Here is a 19,908-nt window from a genome sequence, read left to right as displayed (position 1 = left end):
GTGCTGGCCTTCCTGTCGGCGCTGCTTTCGGTGACGCTGTCGCTGTCGCTGACCATGGCGCGGCGGGCCCTAGCGCTGAACCGCCGGGCTGGCCGCAAGACAATGCTCGAGCATGCCACCGATACTGGGGCCGGCTTTGTCCTGGTCGTGCCGCCGATCGTCGTTGGCGCCGGCTGGTTCCTGTTGCTGCGCCATGTCGGCGATGTCTTCGCCATTGCCCCGATCATGGTCGTCACCGTCAATGCGGTGATGGCGATGCCGTTCGCCCTGCGCGCCATCCGTCCCGCCTATGATGCGGCGAGCGAGCGTCACGAACGGCTCTGTGCACAGCTCGGCATTGCTGGCTGGAACCGGCTGATGCTGGTCGACTGGCCGTCGCTGCGGCGGCCGCTCGCCACGGCCTTCGCCTTCGCCATGGCGCTATCGCTCGGCGATCTCGGCGTCATTGCCTTGTTCGGCAGTGATTCCGTGCAGACATTGCCCTACCTTCTCCTGGCGCGGATGGGCAGCTACCGCACCGAGGACGCCGGCGGCCTGGCATTGCTGCTCGGCCTCGTCTGCCTCGCGTTGATCGTGGCGGCGCACTGGCTGGGAAAGGAGAAGGTCCGGGATGCCTGAGGGGGTGGCCAGCGGGCCTGAAAAGGGCGCACCGGTGCGGCTGGACAAGGTGTCGTTCAGCTATGGCGAAGCGCCGCTTGTCTTCGACGTCGATTTCGCCACGGCAAAGATCAACGCCATCATGGGGCCGAGCGGTTCTGGCAAGTCGACGCTGCTCAATCTGGTCGCCGGCTTCGAGACTCCACAATCGGGCCGCGTGCTGATCGGCGGGGCCGATGTCAGCGCCGAGCCGCCTTCAGCTCGGCCGGTGTCGATGGTGTTCCAGGAAAACAATCTCTTTGCCCATCTTTCCGTCGAGCAGAATGTCGGGCTCGGCCGCTCGCCATCCTTGCGGCTGACAGAAGCGGACCGCGCCGCGATCGCCGGGGCGCTTGCGCGTACCGGTCTTGCCGGCAAGGAACGACGCCTGCCGCGCGAACTCTCCGGCGGGGAACGCCAGCGCGTCGCCCTGGCCCGGGTTCTGGTGCGCGACCGGCCGGTGCTGCTGCTCGACGAACCCTTCGCCTCGCTCGGTCCGGCGCTGCGTGACGACATGCTGGATCTGGTCGCCGCCGTTCATGCCGAGCGGGGCATGACGGTACTGTTCGTCACCCATCAGCCAGAAGACGCCCGCCGCATCGGCGAGCATATCGTGTTTCTCGACAATGGGTTGGTTGCCGCAACCGGCAAGGCGGATGATTTCTTTGCCGGGGCTGGTCCGGAAGCGTTCCGGCGCTATATCGGCGCAGGTGCCGGGGGTGCTGTATCACGAGATGTTGCCCGGAAGCGGACATAATTTACGGTCAAACCGGTTCCGGGCGATGTGGCGCTTGCTTGCCATGACTGGAGGAGTGTGGCTAGGTCCGCCCTACTGGTCCGGCATAGGACGTGATTTGCCTGCAGTATCCGCCGCTCGCCCCTGAGGGACGGGCAACGGATACTGCAGCAGTTTGAGATATATAGCGCATGACACATTCCGAAGATCGCCCCCGATTTTCGTGATCATGCGCCGGGACCCGAAAGGAAGCCGTTCTGGCGATCGGCGCTAATACACTAGGAATGAAACCGCTGGCGCGCTTTCTTGCGCTGGCCGGCTTTGCCGTGGCGCTGGCGAGTTGCCAGATGTTCACGCCGCCGGCGGTTCAGGAATCCGGCTTCCAGCCATCCGACAAGCCGATCACCGTCGACAATGTCGGCGCCAACAACAAGCTCGCCGAATTGGCCAAGGCGCAGCATCCGCGCATCCTGGCAACCTATGGCGGCGAATATTCCGATCCCAAGCTGGAGCGCATGGTTGCCAAGGTGGTCGGCAATCTGACCGTGGTCTCGGCCAATCCGACGCAGACCTATCGCATCACCATCCTGAATTCGCCCAACGTCAACGCCTTCGCGCTGCCGGGCGGCTATCTCTACATCACGCGCGGCCTGTTGGCGCTGGCCAATGATTCGGCCGAGCTTGCCGCGGTCATCGCGCATGAGATGGGCCACGTCACCGCCAATCACGGCCTGCAGCGCCAGCAGCTCGAGGCCGAGGAAGGCCTGGCGACCAAGGTGGTTTCCGACGTGCTTGGCGACAGCCCAACCGCCAAGGCGGCGCTGATCCGCGGCAAACTCAGGCTCGCCCAGTTCTCGCGCAACCAGGAGCTGGAAGCCGACGCCATCGGCATCAAATCGATCGGCGAAGCCGGCTACGATCCTTTCGCCGCCGGCCGCTTCCTGCAGTCGATGTCGGCCTATACCGATTTCCGTTCGATCAGCGGCGCCACCGATGCCAGCCTCGACTTCCTGGCCACGCACCCCAACACGCCGCAGCGCATCGATCTGGCGCAGCGCCATGCCCGCCAGTTCGGCGCGCCAGGCTTCGGCACGCGCGACCGCGATTCCTTTCTCGCCGGCATAGACGGCCTGCTCTATGGCGACACACCCGAGGAAGGCTATGTGCGCGGCGAAACCTTCCTGCATCCGGGCCTTGGCGTGTCCTTCTCGGTGCCGCAGGGCTTCATCATCGACAATTCGGCGGCGGCAGTGACGGCAACCGGTCCCGGTGACATGGCGATCCGCTTCGACGGCGTCTCGATCGACAAGAACCGCGCGCTCACCGACTATATCCGCAGCGGTTGGGTGGCCGGTCTCGACGACAGCACCGTCAAGCAGGAAACCATCAACGGCAACGAGGCGGCGACCGCGCATGCCGGCGCCGAAGGCTGGCAGTTCGACATCGCCGTGATCCGCGCCGGTGGCCAGGTCTACCGGCTGCTGACCGCTGCCCCTTCGGCCAGCACCTCGCTGGACACCGTGGCGCGTTCGGTCAGCGGCTCGTTCCGAATTCTCAGCGCTGCCGAAAAGGCGGCGCTGAAGCCGCTGCATATCCGCGTCGTCACTGTCCAGCCAGGGCAGACGATGGGTTCGCTCTCGGCGCAGATGGTTGGCGTCGACCGCAAGCTCGATTTGTTCCGCGTGCTCAATGCGCTGTCGCCGGGCGCTGCGGTTTCGGCCGGCGACAAGGTCAAGATCGTCACCGACAAATAAGCTCGTCGCGAGCTGCCGGATGTCTGACGCCGTCGTCCTTGCTTCAGCAGATCGGGGGCGTCAGGAGATCAGGCGGCCGTCGCCATGAACTCCGGGTTCTGCTTCACCAACGCCACCTTGAGCTTTTCCATGGCGCGCGCCTCGATCTGGCGAACACGTTCCTTGGAAATGCCGAGTGTCTCGCCGAGCGCTTCGAGTGTCGCGCCCTCATCGTTCAGCCGGCGTTCCTCGATGATCCTCAGCTCACGTGCGTTGAGCGCGCGAAGCGCTTCCCTCAGCCAGAGCGAGCGGCGCGCGACATCAATCTTGTCGCCGACGATCTCGTCGGGCAAGGGATCGTCCGAGACCAGGAAATCCATCCGCTCAGTCGAACCCGCATCGTCGGCAATCGGCATGTTGAGCGAGGAGTCGGGTGCCGACAGCCGCGAATCCATCATCGCCACATCGGCTTCGGAGACGCCGAGTGCCTCCGACACTTCGCGATAGAGCGTTGCGTTGGACAGCGGCTCGGCGCCATTCGCCAGCCGCGCGCGCAGGCGTCGCAGGTTGAAGAACAGCGCCTTCTGCGCCGAGCTGGTGCCACCGCGCACGATCGACCAGTTGCGCAGGATGTAGTCCTGCATCGAGGCGCGGATCCACCACGTCGCATAGGTCGAGAACCGCACCTCGCGCTCGGGCTCGAAGCGGGCGGCGGCTTCAAGCAGGCCGACATGACCCTCCTGGATCAGATCGCCAAGCGGCAAGCCGTAATGGCGGAATTTGGAGGCCATGGAAATGACCAGCCGCATATGGGCGACGGTGATGCTGTGTAGCGCGTTCTGGTCGTTGTCCTCTTTCCAGAGCAATGCCAGCCGATGCTCCTCGTCACGTTCGAGGTAGGGGGCCCTCATTGCCGCGCGGACCATGATCCGTCCTGCCGTGTCTTCCATCATGAGGCGCTCCCTGGGCGATGCGGATGACTTTGCAAACTTGGCTGGCGCCCGGGTTGAAATGGCGGCGTCGTGCCCTAGAACAGCCAGAACGTGCCATGCAGGGGAATGGTTCCCTGGCCGGCGCCGCGCCTGACGCGCTGTCCAGACGGCTTGCGGGATGGTCTGGAATGGCGCCGACTCTCGTCGAAAAAGCAGAATCTTGAGTATCCGATTTCAAGAGCGGTTTGTTTTTGAAATTTCATTCCTTATTTTCTTGCCTTGCATCTGCCAGTTTCCAGCGCTCACAACATGCCGGATATCCGGCCAAGGACGGGATCACAGAAAAATGAAATGGCTCAAGTCGCTCATCATCGCCGGAACGCTGCAGGCTCTGGCTGTCGCCGTAGGCCATGCCGGCGCCAATCTCGACCAGATCAAGCAGGCCGGGGCCATCAAGATCGGCACGGAAGGCACCTATGCGCCATTCACCTATCATGACACTTCCGGCGCGCTGGTCGGCTTCGACGTCGAAATCGCCAAGGCGATCGCCGACAAGCTCGGCGTCAAGGCCGAGTTCCTCGAAGGCAAGTGGGACGGGTTGATCGCCGGTCTCGACGCCAATCGCTATGACGCCGTCATCAACGAAGTCGGCATCACCGACGCCCGCAAGGCCAAGTACGATTTCTCCGATCCCTACATCGCCTCCAAGGCGGTGCTGATCGTGCGCGGCGACAACACCGACATCAAGAGCTTCGCCGATCTCAAAGGCAAGAAGTCGGCACAGTCGTTGACCTCGAATTTCGGCAAGCTGGCCGAGACGAATGGCGCCGAGCTGGTCGGCACCGATGGCTTCGACCAGTCGATCCAGCTGCTTCTGACAGGCCGTGCCGATGCCACCATCAATGACAGCCTGTCGTTCCTCGACTTCAAGAAGCACAAGCCCGACGCCAATGTGAAGATCGCCGCACAAGAGGAAAACGCCGACTATTCCGGCGTCATCGTGCGCAAGGGTGATCCGGAGCTGGTCGCGGCGATCAACAAGGCGCTGGCCGACATCAAGGCCGACGGCACCTACAAGAAGATCGCCGACACCTATTTCGGCCAGGACGTTTCGAAGTAATCTAATGAGGTGGGCCGGTCTCCGGCCACGAGAGATATCGAGCGGCGAGCCGTCTTTGACGGCCCGCCGCTTTTGTCGTGATATGGCTGACGCATTCGCGTCTTGACCAACTGCCTCGACCAATTTGGAGGGTCTTACGTGCCGCACTGGCTGCAACTGATGCTGGAGTCGCTGCCTTCGCTCCTGTGGGCGGCGCTGATCTTCACCGTGCCGCTGACGCTGTTGTCCTTCGCTCTTGGCTTGACGGTCGGCCTGGGTGCAGCACTTGCCCGGCTGTTCGGGCCGAAGCCGCTGGTCGCGCTTGTGCGCTTCTATGTCTGGATCTTCCGCGGCACGCCACTTTTGGTGCAGCTGTTCCTGATCTTCTACGGCCTGCCGTCGGTCGGCATCCTGCTCGACGCCTTCACGGCGGCGTTGATCGGCTTCACGCTCAACATCGGCGCCTACACCTCGGAAATCATCCGCGCGGCAATAGGCTCGGTGCCGAAGGGCCAGTGGGAAGCCGCCTATTCGATCGGCATGACCTGGAGTCAGGCGATGCGGCGCACCATCCTGCCGCAGGCCGGCCGGGTCGCGGTGCCGCCGCTTTCCAACACCTTCATCTCGCTGGTCAAGGACACCTCGCTGGCCGCCGCCATCACCGTGCCGGAGATGTTCCAGGCGGCGCAGCGCATCGTCGCCACCACTTATGAGCCGCTGATCCTCTATGTCGAGGCGGCGATCCTCTATCTGGCGTTGAGTTCGGTGCTGTCGGCCTTGCAGACGCGGCTGGAGACCCGGCTCAATCGCTATGGCGGCTTCCTGGAGGCACGCTCATGATCGGCCTTACCAAAATCGAGAAGCGCTTTGGCGACAATCTCGTGCTGAAGGGTGTGACGGTCACCATTGCCGAAGGCAACGTCACGGCGCTTGTCGGCCCTTCGGGCGGCGGAAAAAGCACCCTACTGCGCTGCATCAACCTCCTGGAGATCCCGACCTCGGGCAGGGTGCGTATCGGCGACGAGACGCTCGAATTCCACCCTGGCGGCAGGGTTCCGGCCAGGGATATCCAGCGCCTGCGCCTGCAGACCGGCATGGTGTTCCAGAACTTCCAGCTGTTTCCGCATCGCACCGCGATCGAAAATGTCATGGAAGGGCTGGTGACGGTGCTGAAATGGCCGCCTGAGAGGGCCCGCGAGCGGGCGCTGGCTTTGCTGGAGAAGGTGGGCATGGCGCACAAGGCCGATGCCTGGCCGGCGACGCTGTCCGGCGGCCAGCAGCAGCGCGTGGCGATCGCCCGCGCCCTGGCGCCGTCACCGAAAGTGCTGCTTTGCGACGAACCGACCTCGGCGCTCGACCCGGAACTGGCGCAAGAGGTGGTCGACGTGCTCGGCAAGCTGGCCAGCGAAGGCACGACCATGGTGATGGCGACACATGATCTGCGGCTCGCCTCCAAGATCGCCCAGGAAGTGGTGTTCCTGGACGCCGGCGTCATCGTCGAGAAGGGGCCGGCCGCGGTGCTGTTCAACAACCCTGAGCAGCAACGGACCAAGCGCTTCATTGCGACGCTGAAGCAGGAGGCCATGAGGGAAGGTGGCGGCGAGGTGTAAGCGCTGCCTTCGGTTGAGCGTCACGCCAGAAAGCAAAAAACCCGGCGCGAGGCCGGGTTTTTCATGAATTCAAAGGCGAAAAAGCTCAGGCAGCTTCTTCCTGCTCGGCTTCCTCATTGTCGGCCTTGGCGCCACGCTTAGGGCCCTTGTTGAGGTTGACCTCGATCAGGCGCACGGCTTCGGTTTCCGACATACGGTTGACGGCCGCGATCTCGCGGGCCATGCGGTCGAGCGCCGCCTCGTAGAGCTGACGCTCGGAATAGGACTGCTCCGGCTGGTTGTCGGCGCGGTAGAGGTCGCGCACAACTTCGGAGATCGAGATCAGGTCGCCGGAATTGATCTTCGCATCATATTCCTGGGCGCGGCGCGACCACATGGTGCGCTTGACGCGGGCGCGGCCCTGCACGACCTTCAGCGCGCGCTCGACATAATCCTCTTCCGACAGTTTGCGCATGCCGATGGAGGTCGCCTTGGCGACCGGCACCTTCAGGCGCATCTTGTCCTTCGAGAAGTCGATGACGAACAGTTCCAGCTTGTGTCCAGCAACTTCCTGCTCGTCGATCGAGACGATCTGGCCGACGCCATGCGCCGGATAGACGATGTATTCGCCGGTCTTGAAACCGTGACGCGCAGCGGTGGACTTCTTCTGCGGGGTGATCGTTGCCATTACGCCCTGAACTCCTTGTTGTGGTACCGGCGTCCTGCCGGCCCGAACTCGCGCGATCGGGGAAACCGATCGTTAGCCGCACAACAGATGAACCCATCGGAAAAGCCGGACCGGCAAACGCAATATTGCGGCCGCCTGGCCCAGATCGCTCTGGTCCGGAATGGGATTTTCACCTTTCAGTGATTTGGGGCGTCTGCGCCATAAATCGACGTTGTGTCACCGGCATGTTTGGCTGATGTAACACAAAAAGTCGGAAGAATCAAGGTTTTGCTGCATACGCGAAGGCCACGGGTCGGCGCCAGCTGTCAAGCCGGTTAATGTGACCTGCCTCTTACCTTGCGTAATACCGGCCTTTGCGGCCGTGTTGTCAATCGCCCTCGCCGGGCTCTGCCGAGAAGTATTTCTCGAACTTACCGGCCTCGCCGTCGAAGGATTTGGCGTCTGCCGGCGGTTCCTTCTTGGCGGTGATGTTGGGCCATTTCTCGGCGTATTCGGTGTTGACCTGCAGCCATTTGTCGAGGCCCGGCTCGGTGTCGGGCTTGATTGCGTCGGCCGGGCATTCCGGCTCGCAAACGCCGCAGTCGATGCACTCGTCGGGATGGATGACGAGCATGTTCTCGCCTTCGTAGAAACAGTCGACCGGACAGACCTCGATGCAGTCCATGTATTTGCATTTGATGCAATTGTCGGTCACGACATAGGTCATCGGTCGGCTCCGGGACGTCCCATTTTTGTTGGGCTTTTTCCGTCAGGTAACGCCTTTATCGACCGCTTGCAAGGGTAGCCATTGCGGGCGGTGCCGGTGTTTCCGGAATGGAATTCCAGACGGCAGCGCCGGCGGAAGTCAGTCATGTCCCGCAGAACGTCTTGTTTGCCGGGCTCAGTTCTTGCCTTAGGCGTATCGCTGTCGCAAAACCGCTGCGTACGCTAGGCATCAATCTTCGCCGAGCAGTCGGTCGGTCTGGCGGCGTTCCTTCTTGGTCGGGCGGCCGCTACCGGCCTCACGCAGCCCCGGAATTGCATCAGGAGGGGCTTCGCCCTTCGGTGCGGGCGGTGGCGAGATATCCTCGTAGAGCGTGCGGGCCTCCTCGGCCGGGCCGCGTCGTGCACCGGCGCCGAGCACCTTCCAGATGAAAATGCGCCGCTCAAGCGTGATGGTCAGCACGTCGCCTGGCTTGACCTGATCGGAGGCCTGCGCTGCTTTGTCGCGATTGATGCGGACCCGGCCGGCGATGACCAACTTTGCCGCCAGCGAGCGTGATTTCACGGCGCGCGAGAAGAACAGCCATTTGTCTATACGCTGGCGGCCTTCAGCAACCATCGAAGCGAGCCGGGTTCTACTTCTTCAGCTGGTCGCGCAGAGCGGCGAGCTTGGCGAAGGGCGAGTCCGGATCGAAGCGCACCGGGCGCTCCTCGCGCGGCTTCGGCTGGAAGGCGGGCTTGCCGCCTTGCGGACCACCCTTCCAGTCGGGACGGCCTTCGCGGCGGTCGGGACGCTCGCCTTGCGGCCGGCCCTCACGCCGCTGTTCGCCTTCGGCCTGCGGCTTGGGTTTGAACTTCGAGCGGTCGAAGCGCGGCTTACCGGCTCCATCGCGCCGTCCTTCATGGGCCGGACGTTCTCCGGGTGCAGCTGCGGCCGGTGCGCCGGCGGCATCCGCAGGCGCATCACTTCGGCCGCGCGCTTGTCCGTTGCGCGGGCGATTGTTCCTGCGGTTGTCGTCGCGGTTGCGCGGGCGCTGTTCGAACCGCCCCTGACGCCACAACAGGATAGGTTTTGGCGCTTCGGCTTCTGGAGAGGCTTCACCGGCGGCTGCTTCAGCCACCGCAGTAGGTTCGTCCGGGACCGCGTCCGTCGCGGGCGCGGCATCCAACACCAGCTCGGCCGGTGCGGCTTCTTCTGCCGCCGCGGCTTCAATCTGGCCAGTCTCAGCCTCTGCCTGCGGTTCAACCGGCGCCGGTTCAGCGGCTTCGGCAGCAGTCTCGGCTGCAGGCGCTTCGTCTTGCACGGCTTCGACCGGAGCGTCCGCCTGTTCTTCCACGGCAGGCACAGCAGGTTCGGCCGCAGCGTCCGCGACGATCTCGGCCGCCGTTTCCGAAACGGCCACTGTGTCCGATGCCGGCTCCGACCCTTCGATTGCTGCCTCTGCCGCGGCATCCGTTGAAGCGGCTTCGGCCGCTTTGGCCTGCTCGGCTCGTGCAGCCTCTTCCGCCGCAAACTTTGCCACCGCCGCTTCGCGCGCGGCATTGTCCTGTGCTTCGAGCCGCGCCTTGACCTCGACGGCTGGCTTCGGCTCGGCGCGGTAGCCCAAGCCTTTGAGGATTTCTTCCATGTCGTCGGCGGTGGCGCCGAGGATCGACATCATCGGCGGCGTCACCATGAAGGACTGGCCGTCATAGGCGCCATCCGGACGCTGGCCGAGACCGGGCTTCCAGTTGGTCGCCGGACGGATCAGATCGGCCAGCCGTTCCAGAATATCGATGCGCACGGCGCGGCGGCCGAGATTGCGATAGCCGGCAAGCTTGTAGAATGTCTTGTCGAAGGCAGGATCGATGACCACAGAGGTGCGGCCAGAGGCGAGCGCATGGACCACGTCGCCAAAGCCTGGCTTGTCCTTGCCGTCGTTCTTCAGCGCCCACAGCAGCGTCACCAGCCCCGCAGGCGCCGGCTTGATCAGCGCCGGCACAAAGACATGGTAGGCGCCGAAGCGCACGCCAAGTCGGCGAAGCGCGGCGCGGCCTTCCTGGTCGAGCGACTTCATCTCCTCGGCGATGTCGCGGCGGTTGATGAGACCGAAATTCTCGACCAGCTGGAAGGCGATGCCACGGCCGATGCCGGAAATCTGGTCGGCATTCTTCAGGTCGACCAGCGGCTTCAGCAGCGACTCGATCTGGAAATTGACGAAACGTTCGGCACGCGCGGCAACCTTGTCGCGCGCCGGGCCGGTCAGCTGTTCGTCGGCCAGCAGCACCAGGCGCGGCTTCAACCCGTCTTCGCCCGAGACCAGCGTACCGATTGGCGCGCCGATCCAGCGCAGCGTGCCGTCCGAGCCAAGCGCGATGTCGCCATTGGCCGAGGCGCCGAAGCGTTCGGCACGCGCCTCGAACTCGGCGGCCAGCGCCTTCTGCGCGGCGGTGCGCACTGCCTTGGCGTCTTCGCCGCCGGCGGTCTGATCAGCGGTGAAGCGGAACCCTTGCAACTCGCCGACATGGTGGCCTTCGACAAGGACAGTTCCGGTAGGACTAATTTCGGCTTCAGGCATGGTATTTTCTCTAAGGCGCCGCATGAGGACGGAAGTCCTGCGGTCTACGAAGCGTTTCGTCAACCGCTCATGCAGCGCATCCGACAATCTGTCTTCGATTTCGCGCGTCTTTTCCTGCCAGTGTGCCTGATCGGCCAGCCAGCCGGGCCGGTTCGACACGAATGTCCAGGTGCGGATCTGGGCAATGCGATGCGACAGCGTGTCAATATCGCCCTCCGTTGTGTCAGCGCGGCGCACCTGCTCGGCCATGTAATTCTCGTCGACATGGCCGTGGCGTGCGAGGTCCGTGTAGATCGAGGCAATGAGGTCGGCATGCTGGGCAGGTGCGATCTTGCGGTAGTCGGGCAGCGCGCAGGCTTCCCACAGCAGCGCCACCCGTTTGGCATTGGTGGCGAGTGCGCGGATGTCCTCGTCGCGCGACAGATGCTCGAGTGCCTGCGCGTCGACAGCAGGCAATGCCCGCGTCAGGCCCTCGACCGGGGCGTTGGTTTCAATCGAGCGCTTCAGCGCATCGAGGCTAGCAAAGTCGAAATGCGCGGTGCGCCACTGCAGCACCTTTACCGGATCGAAATCATGGCCTTCGATCTTCTTGATCAGCTCCTCGTCCAGGGGGTCGACCTGACCGGTGACGCCGAAGGTGCCGTCGCGCAGATGCCGGCCGGCACGGCCGGCGATCTGGCCAAGCTCGGCCGCCGTCAGGTTGCGATACTGGAAGCCATCGAACTTGCGGTTCTGGGCGAAGGCGACGTGGTCGAGATCGAGGTTGAGGCCCATGCCGATGGCGTCGGTGGCAATGAGATAGTCGACATCGCCGGACTGGAATAGTGCCACCTGGGCGTTGCGGGTGCGCGGCGAGAGCGCGCCGAGCACGACGGCGGCACCGCCTTGCTGGCGGCGGATGAGTTCCGCGATGGCGTAGACCTCGTCGGCGGAGAAGGCGACGATTGCCGTGCGCCGCGGCAGGCGTGTCAGCTTCTTCGAACCGGCATAGGCAAGATGCGACAGCCTTGGCCGCGTCACCACCGAGACCCCCCTCAGCAGGCGCTGCAGGATGCCGTGCATGGTGGCCGCACCCAGCAGCAGCGTCTCCTGGCGGCCGCGCAAATGCAGGATGCGGTCTGTGAAGATGTGGCCGCGCTCAAGGTCGCCGGCAAGCTGCACCTCGTCGATGGCGACGAAGGCGGCGTCGGTCTCGCGCGGCATGGCTTCGACGGTGCAGACCGAATATCTGGCGCCCGGCGGCTGGATCTTTTCTTCGCCGGTGATCAGCGCGACCTTGTGGGCGCCGACCTTTTCGCACACGCGGGCATAGACCTCACGCGCCAGCAACCTGAGCGGCAGGCCGATGATGCCACTCTCATGCGCCACCATGCGCTCGATGGCGAGATGGGTCTTGCCGGTGTTGGTCGGCCCAAGCACGGCGGTCACGTCGCGGCCCGACAGGATCAGCGGCTCGGTGTGTTTGGGCTGGATGTTCATCGACCTAGAATAAGGCTTCTGGGACCTGGAAATAAGGCTTTCTGGCCTCTGGTTGTCGGGAGCGTGCCTCAAGTGGCGCGTATGACAGGCGACACATAGGGATTTCGGGCGCGAAGCGAAAGCGGAATGTTCCGCCAGCGGCCAGAAGGTGTTTTTGTCAAGCTCACAATCGGCTGCGGATTAACAGATAGAACGAGTCTGGAACGAATCAGCGACGAATCAGTGACTCCTGCAGATTCAGCTTTTGTTCACGGCTACATGTGGATTTTGCGACCGCGAGTCGCACCACATGCTGAATCGCTGAACTGGCCCGTTTGATGCTAAGAGGGCGTTGCCGTTAACCTTTGCCGATGAACGATCATATTGGCTTGGCGCGCCTTGGCCAAGATTATGAAATTGTTGATCTTTCTTAATCGACGTTAAGGAACTGGCAGGCGATTCCGGCTGTCGTCGTTAACGTTCCGCTCAAAGCCGGAACGAATCGGCGACGAATCAGCGATGCCGGAATTTTCTTGGTTTGTTCACCCCAATATCTTGTGTTGTGAACAGCTTATCCACCGAGAATCCACAGGTTGCGAAGCAGCTTTCGCACAGGGCAGCGGGTGGCTGTTAACCTCTGCGTGCCGGATTGGGTCAGCTGCCGTCGCGAGCACGTCAAAGGGATCATGCCGGCAACGAAAAACGGGCCGGTGTGCCGGCCCGTCGATCTCTCCACCTAAATCGCCACGTCGTCAGGCGAAGTATTGGCCGCCATTGGCCGTGATGGTCGAGCCGGTGATGAAGCCGGCATCTTCGGATGCGAGGAAGACGACGCAGCGCGCGATTTCTTCGGGCTCGCCGAGGCGGCCGACGGGGATCTGCGGAATGATACGCTCGTTGAGCACCTTCTCGTCGATCGCCTTGACCATCTCGGTGGCGATGTAGCCGGGGCAGATGACGTTGACGGTGATTCCCGCGCGCGCCCCCTCCTGAGCGAGAGCTTTGCTGAAACCGATGTCGCCGGCCTTGGCGGCGGAATAGTTGACCTGGCCGGCCTGGCCCTTCTGGCCGTTGATCGAGGAGATGGTGATGACGCGGCCGAACTTGCGGTCGCGCATGCCGCCCCACAGCGGATGCGTCATGTTGAAGACGCCGGACAGGTTGGTGTCGATGACCTCTTTCCACTGTTCACGCGTGATCTTGTGGAACATGGCGTCACGGGTGATGCCGGCATTGTTGACCAGCACCGAGACCGGGCCGAGATCGGCCTCGACCTGCTTGATGCCGGCGGCGCAGGCGTCATAGTCGGCGACAGACCATTTGTAGACCGGAATGCCGGTCTCGGCCTTGAATTTCGCCGCCGCTTCGTCATTGCCGGCATAGTTCGCGGCAACCGAATAGCCGACGGTCTTCAATGCGATCGAGATCGCCGCGCCGATACCGCGCGATCCGCCTGTGACGATTGCTACCTTGGTCATGCATTTCCCCTTTTTTGATATCGCCCTGTTGTCGGGCTTGGCAGGCACTGGATACAGAACGGGCGGCTCGCGCCGCCCGGGTTGGTGACTTTCTTCAGAATGCTTCGACGCACATGGCGACGCCCATGCCGCCGCCGATGCATAGGGTGGCGAGGCCTTTCTTGGCGCCGCGACGGCGCATTTCGAAGACCAGCGTGTTGAAGACGCGGGCGCCCGACGCGCCGATCGGGTGGCCGATGGCAATGGCGCCGCCATTGACGTTGACGATCGAGGGATCCCAGCCCATGTCCTTATTGACGGCGCAGGCCTGGGCGGCAAAGGCTTCGTTGGCCTCGACCAGGTCGAGATCGCCGACCGACCAGCCGGCCTTTTCCAATGCCTTGCGCGAGGCGGGAATAGGTCCGGTGCCCATGATCTGCGGATCGACGCCGGCGGTTGCCCAGGACACGATGCGCGCCAGCGGGGTGATGCCGCGCCTCACCGCTTCCGCTTCGCTCATCAGCAGCGCGCCAGCGGCGCCGTCATTGATGCCGGAGGCATTGGCGGCGGTCACCGTGCCGTCCTTGTCGAAAGCCGGCTTCAGCTTGGTCATGGCGTCGATCGTGGCGCCGTGGCGGATGTATTCGTCCTGGTCGACGATGGTGTCGCCCTTCTTGCTCTTGATGGTGACGGCGACGATCTCGTCCTTGAACTTGCCGGCCTTCTGCGCGGCCTCGGCCTTGTTCTGCGAGGCGAGCGCAAACTGGTCCTGGTCTTCGCGGGTGATCTGGAACTGACGTGCGACGTTTTCGGCGGTGTTGCCCATGTGATAGCCGTTGAAGGCATCCCACAGCCCGTCCTTGATCATGGTGTCGATCAGCTTGAAGTCGCCCATCTTGACACCGGCGCGCAGGTGCTGGGCATGCGTCGAAAGCGACATCGATTCCTGGCCGCCGGCTATGATCACCTTGGCATCGCCGGTGGCGATCTGCTGCATGCCGAGCGCAATGGCGCGCAGGCCCGAGCCGCAAACCTGATTGAGGCCCCAGGCGGTGGTTTCCTTGGGCAGGCCGGCATTGATCGATGCTTGGCGGGCCGGGTTCTGACCCTGAGCGGCAGTCAGCACCTGACCGAGGATGACCTCGTCGACCTCGCCTGGTTCGACACCGGCACGCGACAGCAATTCCCTGATGACGATGGCACCGAGCTCATGCGCCGGGGTGGCGGCGAAGGCGCCGTTGAAGGAACCGACCGGCGTGCGCGCTGCACTGGCAATGACGATGGAAGCGGACATTTTCTTCTCCAGACTTCAAGGTGTTGTTCTGTCGTTGAGGACTTTTCTTGCCCTTTCCCAACCCCAAGTCAAACCGGAAATGGGCATGGCGCCCATGCGCGGCAAGCAGGTCGCGCCTTGCCGTGGCGGCCATTCGTCCATTGCTGCGCAGCATATTTTGCCCGCTATGCAGCATTTAGTGATCCCGCACTGCACAAACTGCTTGGAATTGTGAGGCTTTTGCGCATATCCTCAAAAAAGGCACAATCGTTATCGGCGGCTTACTCAGAGGCGCGCCGGTGTCCCTGGGAGGATGTAGATGGCCGCTAAAGACGATCCGATCATCATCAAGAAATACGCCAATCGCCGCCTCTACAACACCGGCACCAGCACCTATGTGACGCTCGAGGACCTCGCCGAGATGGTCAAGAAGGGCGAGGAGTTCACCGTCCAGGACGCCAAGACCGGCGACGACATCACGCATCCGGTGCTGACACAGATCATCTTCGAACTGGAGAACAAGGATGGGCAGAACATGCTGCCGATCCCGTTTCTGCGCCAGCTCATCGCTTATTACGGCGACCAGATGCAGATGATCGTGCCAAGCTTCCTCGAGCAGTCGATGCTCGCCTTCTCCAAGGAACAGGAGCGCTTTCGCGAGCAGATGAAGGGTGCGATCGGCAAGTCGCCGCTCGACATGATGAAGATCACCACGCCGATCAAGGCGCTGGAGGAACAGACACGCCGCAACATGGAAATGTTCCAGAATGCGATGCGGCTGTTCACGCCGTTCCCGCCCTCTGGCTCCGCGCCAGCGGCTGCGCCAACGCCCGAGCCGGCCAGGAAGGAAACGCCAGAAAAACCTGACGACCTTCAGGAATTGAAGGATCAGATCGCGGCCATGCAGCGCAAGCTCGACACGATGTCGTGAGAATTCCGGATCGAAAGATCCGATCGCAACGGCCCATCGGATTGCTGCGCCCTCTATCTGTTTGTTTGAGCATGATCGCTGGACAAACGGAAACCGTTTGTCCGTGAAAACCGGTACCCACTTTTCGGGATCATGCTCTAACTCTCTGTTTTGACGCAATTCCGGACGGAAAACCGTTTCACACTTTTCCTGGAATTGCTCTAAGGCAGCACCCCCTCATAGCGGCCGCGCGGCCTGATGACACTTCCGCTTGTTATCTGTTCGACCGTGTGCGCGGCCCAGCCGACGCTGCGTGCGAGCGCAAACAGGCGGAACGGTGCATCGCGCGGCAAGGCAAGGCTGCGCGTCAGGGCGGCCAGCCCAAAGTCGACGTTGGGAAGCGCACCGGTAGCGGCAAGAGCAGCATCGCGCAGCGACGATAGTGTGCCGTCAACCTCGATCACCGACAGCAGCGCCGCCCCTCGGGGGTCGCCGTCGGGATAGAGCTGATGACCGAATCCCGGCAGCGGCCGGTCATGGCTGAGCCAGCGCCGGATCGTCGCCTCAGCGCCATGTCGCGCCGCATCCTCGGCCAGTTGCATCACCGCCTCGCCGGCGCCGCCATGACGTGGCCCCGATAGCGTCGCGAGCCCAGCGAGCAGGCAAGCGGCCAGCGGCGCGCCGGTCGAGGCTGCGACGCGCGCGGCGAAGGTCGACGCATTCAGTTCATGATCGGCAAGCAGGACAAGCGCCCGGCGGATCGCGTCCGCCCCGCCAGCATCCACCAACCACTCCTGCGCCAGCCGCTGGTGGACCGGACCTGATCCCGCCGGCGCGCCCAGCGCGCCGGCCAGCACGCCGACCGCGTGCGCGGCATCGGCATGCAGCGAGGCGGCGCTGCGCCCAAGCGATGGGCGCCCCTGGCCGGCAAGCACGGCAAGTCGTGCAAAGGCCGAGGCTCGGCCAGGCTGATAGGGCGCATCCGGTGACGGTGCTTCGAAAGTCACCGGTTCAGGCAGAGCCCAGAGCACTGCGGCTGCTTCTTCCAATGTGGCATATGCAGAAAGCGCTGCGGCGTCCTGCCCGCGATAGATGAGTCGACCGTGCGAGACGGTCGAGATCGCCGTTGCGATCGACGGCTCACCCCAGGCGATCGCGCTTTCGGCGATAGCCGAAGGGCTGCGGCCGCGTGCCCGGCGGGTCGCCAGGGCTGCAATGTCGTCGGCGCGATACTGGCTGCGGCGCGGATCGGCGCGGTCGGGCCGCATGCCGATGCGCCCACGGCTGACATAGGCGTACAGCGTCTGCCCGCACCTTGAGGCGCTCGAGCGCTTCTTCCCTGGACAACCACTCGGACATATCGACCTTTGATATTGATTCTATTGATCAAGATTGATGGACATGTTGCCCAGCCTTATCTCCGATCTGGAAATGCTTCAAGGAGACAAGGCTATGGCGAATGGGCTCGATGACGTGGTAGCGGCGGAAACCGTGCTTTCCGACGTGGATGGTCTTGGCGGTCGTCTGACGATCCGAGGTCACTCGCTGCCGGAGCTGGCCGGCCGCTGGAACTATGCCCAGGTGGTGCGCCTGCTGCTCGACGGCTTCTTCGACGACCTTCACGGCGATGCGGACCTGACCCGGGCGCTAGGCCAAGCACGTGCGGACGTGTTTGAGCGGCTTTTGCCCTCGTTGCCCCTGCTGGCATCGCTCGATGTCTACAGTGCCATGCGCGCCGGCATGGCGCTACTGCCGGACGGCGACAGGCTGACGGACGCCTTGCTGCTGATCGCGGCGCCCGCCGTGCTGACGCCGGCCTTGTTGCGCCTGCAGCGTGGCGAGGAGCCGATCGCGCCGGACAGCCGCGCCGACCATGCCGCCGACATGTTGCGGATGCTGAGCGGCAGCGTCGCCTCACCGGCACTGGCGAACGCGCTCGACACCTATCTGGTGACCGTCTGCGACCATGGCCTCAACGCATCGACCTTTGCCACCCGCGTGGTCGCTTCGACACTGGCCGGCCTGACATCGTCCGTGCTGGCCGGGCTTGGCGCGCTCAAGGGGCCGCTGCATGGCGGCGCGCCAGGGCCGGTGATCGAGATGCTGGATGCGATCGCGAAGCATGGCGATGCCGCCGGCTGGCTGCGCGACGAGGTCGCGCATGGCGAGCGCATCATGGGGTTCGGACATCGCATCTACCGCGTGCGCGATCCGCGCGCCGATGTGCTGAAAGCGGTCGTACGGCAACTCGGCGGCGAGGGCGAAACCGGCCGCCGGCTGGTCTTCGCGGAGACAGTGGAGCAAGCAGCGCTTGACGTGCTGCGGGTCACCAAGCCGTCGCGCTCGCTGCAGACCAATGTCGAGTTCTACACCGCGCTGCTGCTGGAGGCGGCGGGCTTTCCACCGTCAGCCTTCAGCAATGTCTTTGCCGCCGGGCGTGTCGCCGGCTGGATTGCGCATGCACGCGAGCAGCAGACGACCGGACGGCTGATCCGTCCGCAGTCGCGTTATGTCGGGCCGGTGCCGGACCTCGTCGCCTGAGGCTTCTTTGTTTTGTAGGGAAGGACGGGGCGATCCAGCCGACGTCCTCCCGGGAGCGGCTGTGTGACCGCTCATGACGAAAATTTCATCTCGCCGCAAATTCTGGCCGCTGTTATTGCGTCGCATTGAGCATATATGCTGCACTGCAACATAAGTCCGCTCTTGCCGTAACCAGAGGATTCCGCCCTTGGCCGCCAGAAAAACCGCGATTATCACCGGCTCCACATCAGGCATTGGCTTGGCCATCGCCCAGGCGTTGGCGGCCGAAGGCCATAACGTCGTCGTCAATTCCTTCTCCGACACGGCTGCCGACCACGCCATCACTGACGCGATCGCCAGACAGCACAAGGTGAAGGCCGCCTACATCAAGGCTGATATGTCGAAACCGGCAGAATGCCGGGCGCTTGTCGCCAGGGCGGCCGAGACATTCGGCTCGGTCGATATCCTGGTCAACAATGCCGGCATCCAGCATGTCGCGCCGGTGGAAGACTTCCCGATCGAGAAATGGGACGCCATCATCGCCATCAACCTGTCCTCGGCGTTCCACACCATCGCAGCCGCCATTCCGCTGATGAAAAAGTCCGGCGGCGGCCGGATCGTCAACATCGCCTCGGCGCATGGTCTGGTCGCGTCTCCGTTCAAGTCGGCCTATGTCGCGGCCAAGCACGGCATCATGGGATTGACCAAGACCGTTGCGCTTGAACTGGCGCGTGACAAAATCACCTGCAACGCCATCTGCCCGGGCTATGTGCTGACGCCGCTGGTCGAGGCGCAGATCCCCGACCAGATGAAAGCCCATCAGATGGACCGCGAGACGGTCATCCGCGAGGTCATGCTGGACAAGCAGCCGACCAAGGAATTCGTCACGGTCGAGCAGATCGCGGCAGCGGCGGTGTTCCTGTGCTCGGACGCGGCGGCGCAGGTCAACGGCACGCATCTCTCGATCGACGGCGGCTGGACCGCCGCGTGAGGCGCAGAATTTTCTCATCACCCCAAAGGGACAGATCAAGGACGACGCCATGACCAAAAACGGCAAGGCGGAGGAGACGAAGAAGATCAACGTCGCACTTCAGGGCGGCGGCTCGCACGGGGCCTTTTCCTGGGGCGTGCTCGACCGGCTGCTGGAGGACGGACGGCTGGAGATATCAGCGGTGTCCGGCACCAGCGCCGGCGCCATGAATGCGGTGGCGCTGGCCGACGGTTTTGTCCGCGGCGGTGTTGAAGGCGCGCGGCAAAAACTCGACGATTTCTGGCGTGCGGTGGCGGCCAAGGGCCGGTTCAGCCCGGTGCAGCGCATGCCGTGGGATGTCGCCTGGGGCAACTGGTCGATCGAGAACACACCGGGCTATCTCTTCTTCGACACCATGTCGCGGGTGTTCTCGCCCTACGTCGCCAACCCGCTCGGCCTCAATCCGCTGCGCGACGTGGTTCAGCAGGAGATCGATTTCAAGAATGTCCGCGCCTGCAAGTCGATGGAACTGTTCGTCTCGGCGACCAATGTCGAGACCGGACAGTTACGTGTCTTTTCCGATGGCGAGATCGACCCCGACACGCTGATGGCCTCGGCCTGCCTGCCGCAGCTGCGCCGTGCCGTCG

Annotated in this window: 18 protein-coding genes and 1 pseudogene; 11 read left to right on the top strand and 8 right to left on the bottom strand. The window is 63.5% G+C overall.

The genetic code is table 11. The annotated features are described in order from the left end of the window. The 3 genes from EN993_RS15020 to EN993_RS15010 form a co-directional block, all read left to right on the top strand. The coding region (locus tag EN993_RS15020; protein WP_127263907.1) for an ABC transporter permease subunit at positions 1–618 on the top strand (618 nt) is incomplete at its 5' end. Further along, the gene (gene thiQ, locus EN993_RS15015; RefSeq protein ID WP_127263905.1) at positions 611–1,393 is read left to right on the top strand and encodes a thiamine ABC transporter ATP-binding protein; all 783 of its coding nucleotides are present in this window, start codon (positions 611–613) and stop codon (positions 1,391–1,393) included. The genes EN993_RS15020 and thiQ, both read left to right, overlap by 8 nt. Positions 1,394–1,656: 263 nt before the next feature. Further along, positions 1,657–3,126 (top strand): M48 family metalloprotease, encoded by a 1,470-nt coding sequence (locus tag EN993_RS15010; RefSeq protein ID WP_126070873.1) that lies wholly within the window; start codon positions 1,657–1,659, stop codon positions 3,124–3,126. 68 nt (positions 3,127–3,194) lie between these two features. Here the strand turns inward: EN993_RS15010 and EN993_RS15005 are convergent, their stop codons facing one another. After that, the gene (locus EN993_RS15005; RefSeq protein ID WP_109664843.1) at positions 3,195–4,058 is read right to left on the bottom strand and encodes an RNA polymerase factor sigma-32; all 864 of its coding nucleotides are present in this window, start codon (positions 4,056–4,058) and stop codon (positions 3,195–3,197) included. Between the two features lie 325 nt (positions 4,059–4,383). Here EN993_RS15005 and EN993_RS15000 point away from each other — a divergent pair, with 325 nt between their 5' ends. The 3 genes from EN993_RS15000 to EN993_RS14990 all read left to right on the top strand — a co-directional run bounded on the left by EN993_RS15000 (position 4,384) and on the right by EN993_RS14990 (position 6,746). After that, positions 4,384–5,157: an amino acid ABC transporter substrate-binding protein gene (locus EN993_RS15000; RefSeq protein ID WP_127263903.1), complete on the top strand. Its 774-nt coding sequence runs from the start codon at positions 4,384–4,386 to the stop codon at positions 5,155–5,157. A gap of 138 nt (positions 5,158–5,295) precedes the next feature. Next, positions 5,296–5,976 carry an amino acid ABC transporter permease gene (locus EN993_RS14995; protein ID WP_109664849.1) on the top strand — a complete coding sequence of 227 codons (681 nt, stop codon included), beginning with the start codon at positions 5,296–5,298 and terminating at the stop codon, positions 5,974–5,976. Then, on the top strand, positions 5,973–6,746 hold the full coding sequence (locus tag EN993_RS14990; RefSeq protein ID WP_126070872.1) for an amino acid ABC transporter ATP-binding protein: 774 nt from the start codon (positions 5,973–5,975) through the stop codon (positions 6,744–6,746). The genes EN993_RS14995 and EN993_RS14990 overlap by 4 nt, the downstream gene beginning before the upstream one ends. 85 nt (positions 6,747–6,831) lie before the next feature. Here EN993_RS14990 and EN993_RS14985 read toward each other — a convergent pair whose 3' ends face one another. The 6 genes from EN993_RS14985 to EN993_RS14960 all read right to left on the bottom strand — a co-directional run bounded on the left by EN993_RS14985 (position 6,832) and on the right by EN993_RS14960 (position 14,882). After that, positions 6,832–7,413 carry a CarD family transcriptional regulator gene (locus tag EN993_RS14985; protein ID WP_013529179.1) on the bottom strand — a complete coding sequence of 194 codons (582 nt, stop codon included), beginning with the start codon at positions 7,411–7,413 and terminating at the stop codon, positions 6,832–6,834. 367 nt (positions 7,414–7,780) lie between these two features. After that, positions 7,781–8,119, bottom strand: a complete 339-nt coding sequence (gene fdxA, locus EN993_RS14980) for a ferredoxin FdxA (protein WP_013529180.1) — start codon at positions 8,117–8,119, stop codon at positions 7,781–7,783. Positions 8,120–8,347: 228 nt separating this feature from the next. After that, positions 8,348–8,734, bottom strand: coding sequence for an RNA-binding S4 domain-containing protein (locus tag EN993_RS14975; protein WP_126070871.1), 387 nt, complete (start codon positions 8,732–8,734; stop codon positions 8,348–8,350). Between the two features lie 16 nt (positions 8,735–8,750). After that, positions 8,751–12,152 carry a helicase-related protein gene (locus EN993_RS14970; protein WP_127263901.1) on the bottom strand — a complete coding sequence of 1,134 codons (3,402 nt, stop codon included), beginning with the start codon at positions 12,150–12,152 and terminating at the stop codon, positions 8,751–8,753. 731 nt (positions 12,153–12,883) lie between these two features. Beyond that, positions 12,884–13,609 (bottom strand): acetoacetyl-CoA reductase, encoded by a 726-nt coding sequence (gene phbB / locus EN993_RS14965; RefSeq protein WP_109664861.1) that lies wholly within the window; start codon positions 13,607–13,609, stop codon positions 12,884–12,886. Positions 13,610–13,703: 94 nt separating this feature from the next. Next, positions 13,704–14,882 (bottom strand): acetyl-CoA C-acetyltransferase, encoded by a 1,179-nt coding sequence (locus EN993_RS14960; protein ID WP_127263899.1) that lies wholly within the window; start codon positions 14,880–14,882, stop codon positions 13,704–13,706. On the opposite strand from EN993_RS14960, the gene EN993_RS14955 reads away from it, so the two are divergent. Together EN993_RS14955 and phaR are read left to right on the top strand one after the other, a co-directional pair. After that, the gene (locus EN993_RS14955; RefSeq protein WP_127263897.1) at positions 14,869–15,096 is read left to right on the top strand and encodes a hypothetical protein; all 228 of its coding nucleotides are present in this window, start codon (positions 14,869–14,871) and stop codon (positions 15,094–15,096) included. The two genes, EN993_RS14960 and EN993_RS14955, sit on opposite strands and share 14 nt — an antisense overlap. A gap of 84 nt (positions 15,097–15,180) precedes the next feature. Further along, positions 15,181–15,792, top strand: a complete 612-nt coding sequence (gene phaR / locus EN993_RS14950; protein ID WP_127263896.1) for a polyhydroxyalkanoate synthesis repressor PhaR — start codon at positions 15,181–15,183, stop codon at positions 15,790–15,792. A gap of 200 nt (positions 15,793–15,992) precedes the next feature. Here phaR and EN993_RS14945 read toward each other — a convergent pair. Next, a pseudogene (locus tag EN993_RS14945) lies at positions 15,993–17,130 on the bottom strand (citrate synthase). 93 nt (positions 17,131–17,223) lie between these two features. On the opposite strand from EN993_RS14945, the gene EN993_RS14940 reads away from it, so the two are divergent. The 3 genes from EN993_RS14940 to EN993_RS14930 all read left to right on the top strand — a co-directional run. Continuing rightward, entirely contained in the window at positions 17,224–18,312 is a 1,089-nt protein-coding gene (locus EN993_RS14940) for a citrate synthase/methylcitrate synthase (RefSeq protein WP_127263894.1), read from the top strand. A 178-nt stretch (positions 18,313–18,490) separates the two neighbouring features. Then, positions 18,491–19,282, top strand: coding sequence for a 3-hydroxybutyrate dehydrogenase (locus EN993_RS14935; protein WP_164757667.1), 792 nt, complete (start codon positions 18,491–18,493; stop codon positions 19,280–19,282). Between the two features lie 49 nt (positions 19,283–19,331). Beyond that, positions 19,332–19,908: patatin-like phospholipase family protein (locus EN993_RS14930; protein ID WP_164757666.1), on the top strand; the 577-nt coding region annotated here is incomplete at its 3' end.

This window comes from Mesorhizobium sp. M7D.F.Ca.US.004.01.2.1, assembly GCF_003997785.1.
Lineage (GTDB): Bacteria > Pseudomonadota > Alphaproteobacteria > Rhizobiales > Rhizobiaceae > Mesorhizobium > Mesorhizobium loti.
The sequence above is the reverse complement of the archived record's forward strand: the minus strand, read 5'-3'. Positions and strand labels throughout refer to the sequence as shown.

Bases quoted from the DNA above. Each gene is read 5' to 3' on its own strand.
- thiQ (WP_127263905.1), top strand. From the start codon at position 611: ATGCCTGAGGGGGTGGCCAGCGGGCCTGAAAAGGGCGCACCGGTGCGG.
- EN993_RS15010 (WP_126070873.1), top strand. From the start codon at position 1,657: ATGAAACCGCTGGCGCGCTTTCTTGCGCTGGCCGGCTTTGCCGTGGCG.
- EN993_RS15005 (WP_109664843.1), bottom strand. From the start codon at position 4,058: ATGATGGAAGACACGGCAGGACGGATCATGGTCCGCGCGGCAATGAGG.
- EN993_RS15000 (WP_127263903.1), top strand. From the start codon at position 4,384: ATGAAATGGCTCAAGTCGCTCATCATCGCCGGAACGCTGCAGGCTCTG.
- EN993_RS14990 (WP_126070872.1), top strand. From the start codon at position 5,973: ATGATCGGCCTTACCAAAATCGAGAAGCGCTTTGGCGACAATCTCGTG.
- EN993_RS14985 (WP_013529179.1), bottom strand. From the start codon at position 7,413: ATGGCAACGATCACCCCGCAGAAGAAGTCCACCGCTGCGCGTCACGGT.
- fdxA (WP_013529180.1), bottom strand. From the start codon at position 8,119: ATGACCTATGTCGTGACCGACAATTGCATCAAATGCAAATACATGGAC.
- EN993_RS14975 (WP_126070871.1), bottom strand. From the start codon at position 8,734: ATGGTTGCTGAAGGCCGCCAGCGTATAGACAAATGGCTGTTCTTCTCG.
- EN993_RS14970 (WP_127263901.1), bottom strand. From the start codon at position 12,152: ATGAACATCCAGCCCAAACACACCGAGCCGCTGATCCTGTCGGGCCGC.
- phbB (WP_109664861.1), bottom strand. From the start codon at position 13,609: ATGACCAAGGTAGCAATCGTCACAGGCGGATCGCGCGGTATCGGCGCG.
- EN993_RS14955 (WP_127263897.1), top strand. From the start codon at position 14,869: ATGGAAGCGGACATTTTCTTCTCCAGACTTCAAGGTGTTGTTCTGTCG.
- EN993_RS14960 (WP_127263899.1), bottom strand. From the start codon at position 14,882: ATGTCCGCTTCCATCGTCATTGCCAGTGCAGCGCGCACGCCGGTCGGT.
- phaR (WP_127263896.1), top strand. From the start codon at position 15,181: ATGGCCGCTAAAGACGATCCGATCATCATCAAGAAATACGCCAATCGC.
- EN993_RS14940 (WP_127263894.1), top strand. From the start codon at position 17,224: ATGGCGAATGGGCTCGATGACGTGGTAGCGGCGGAAACCGTGCTTTCC.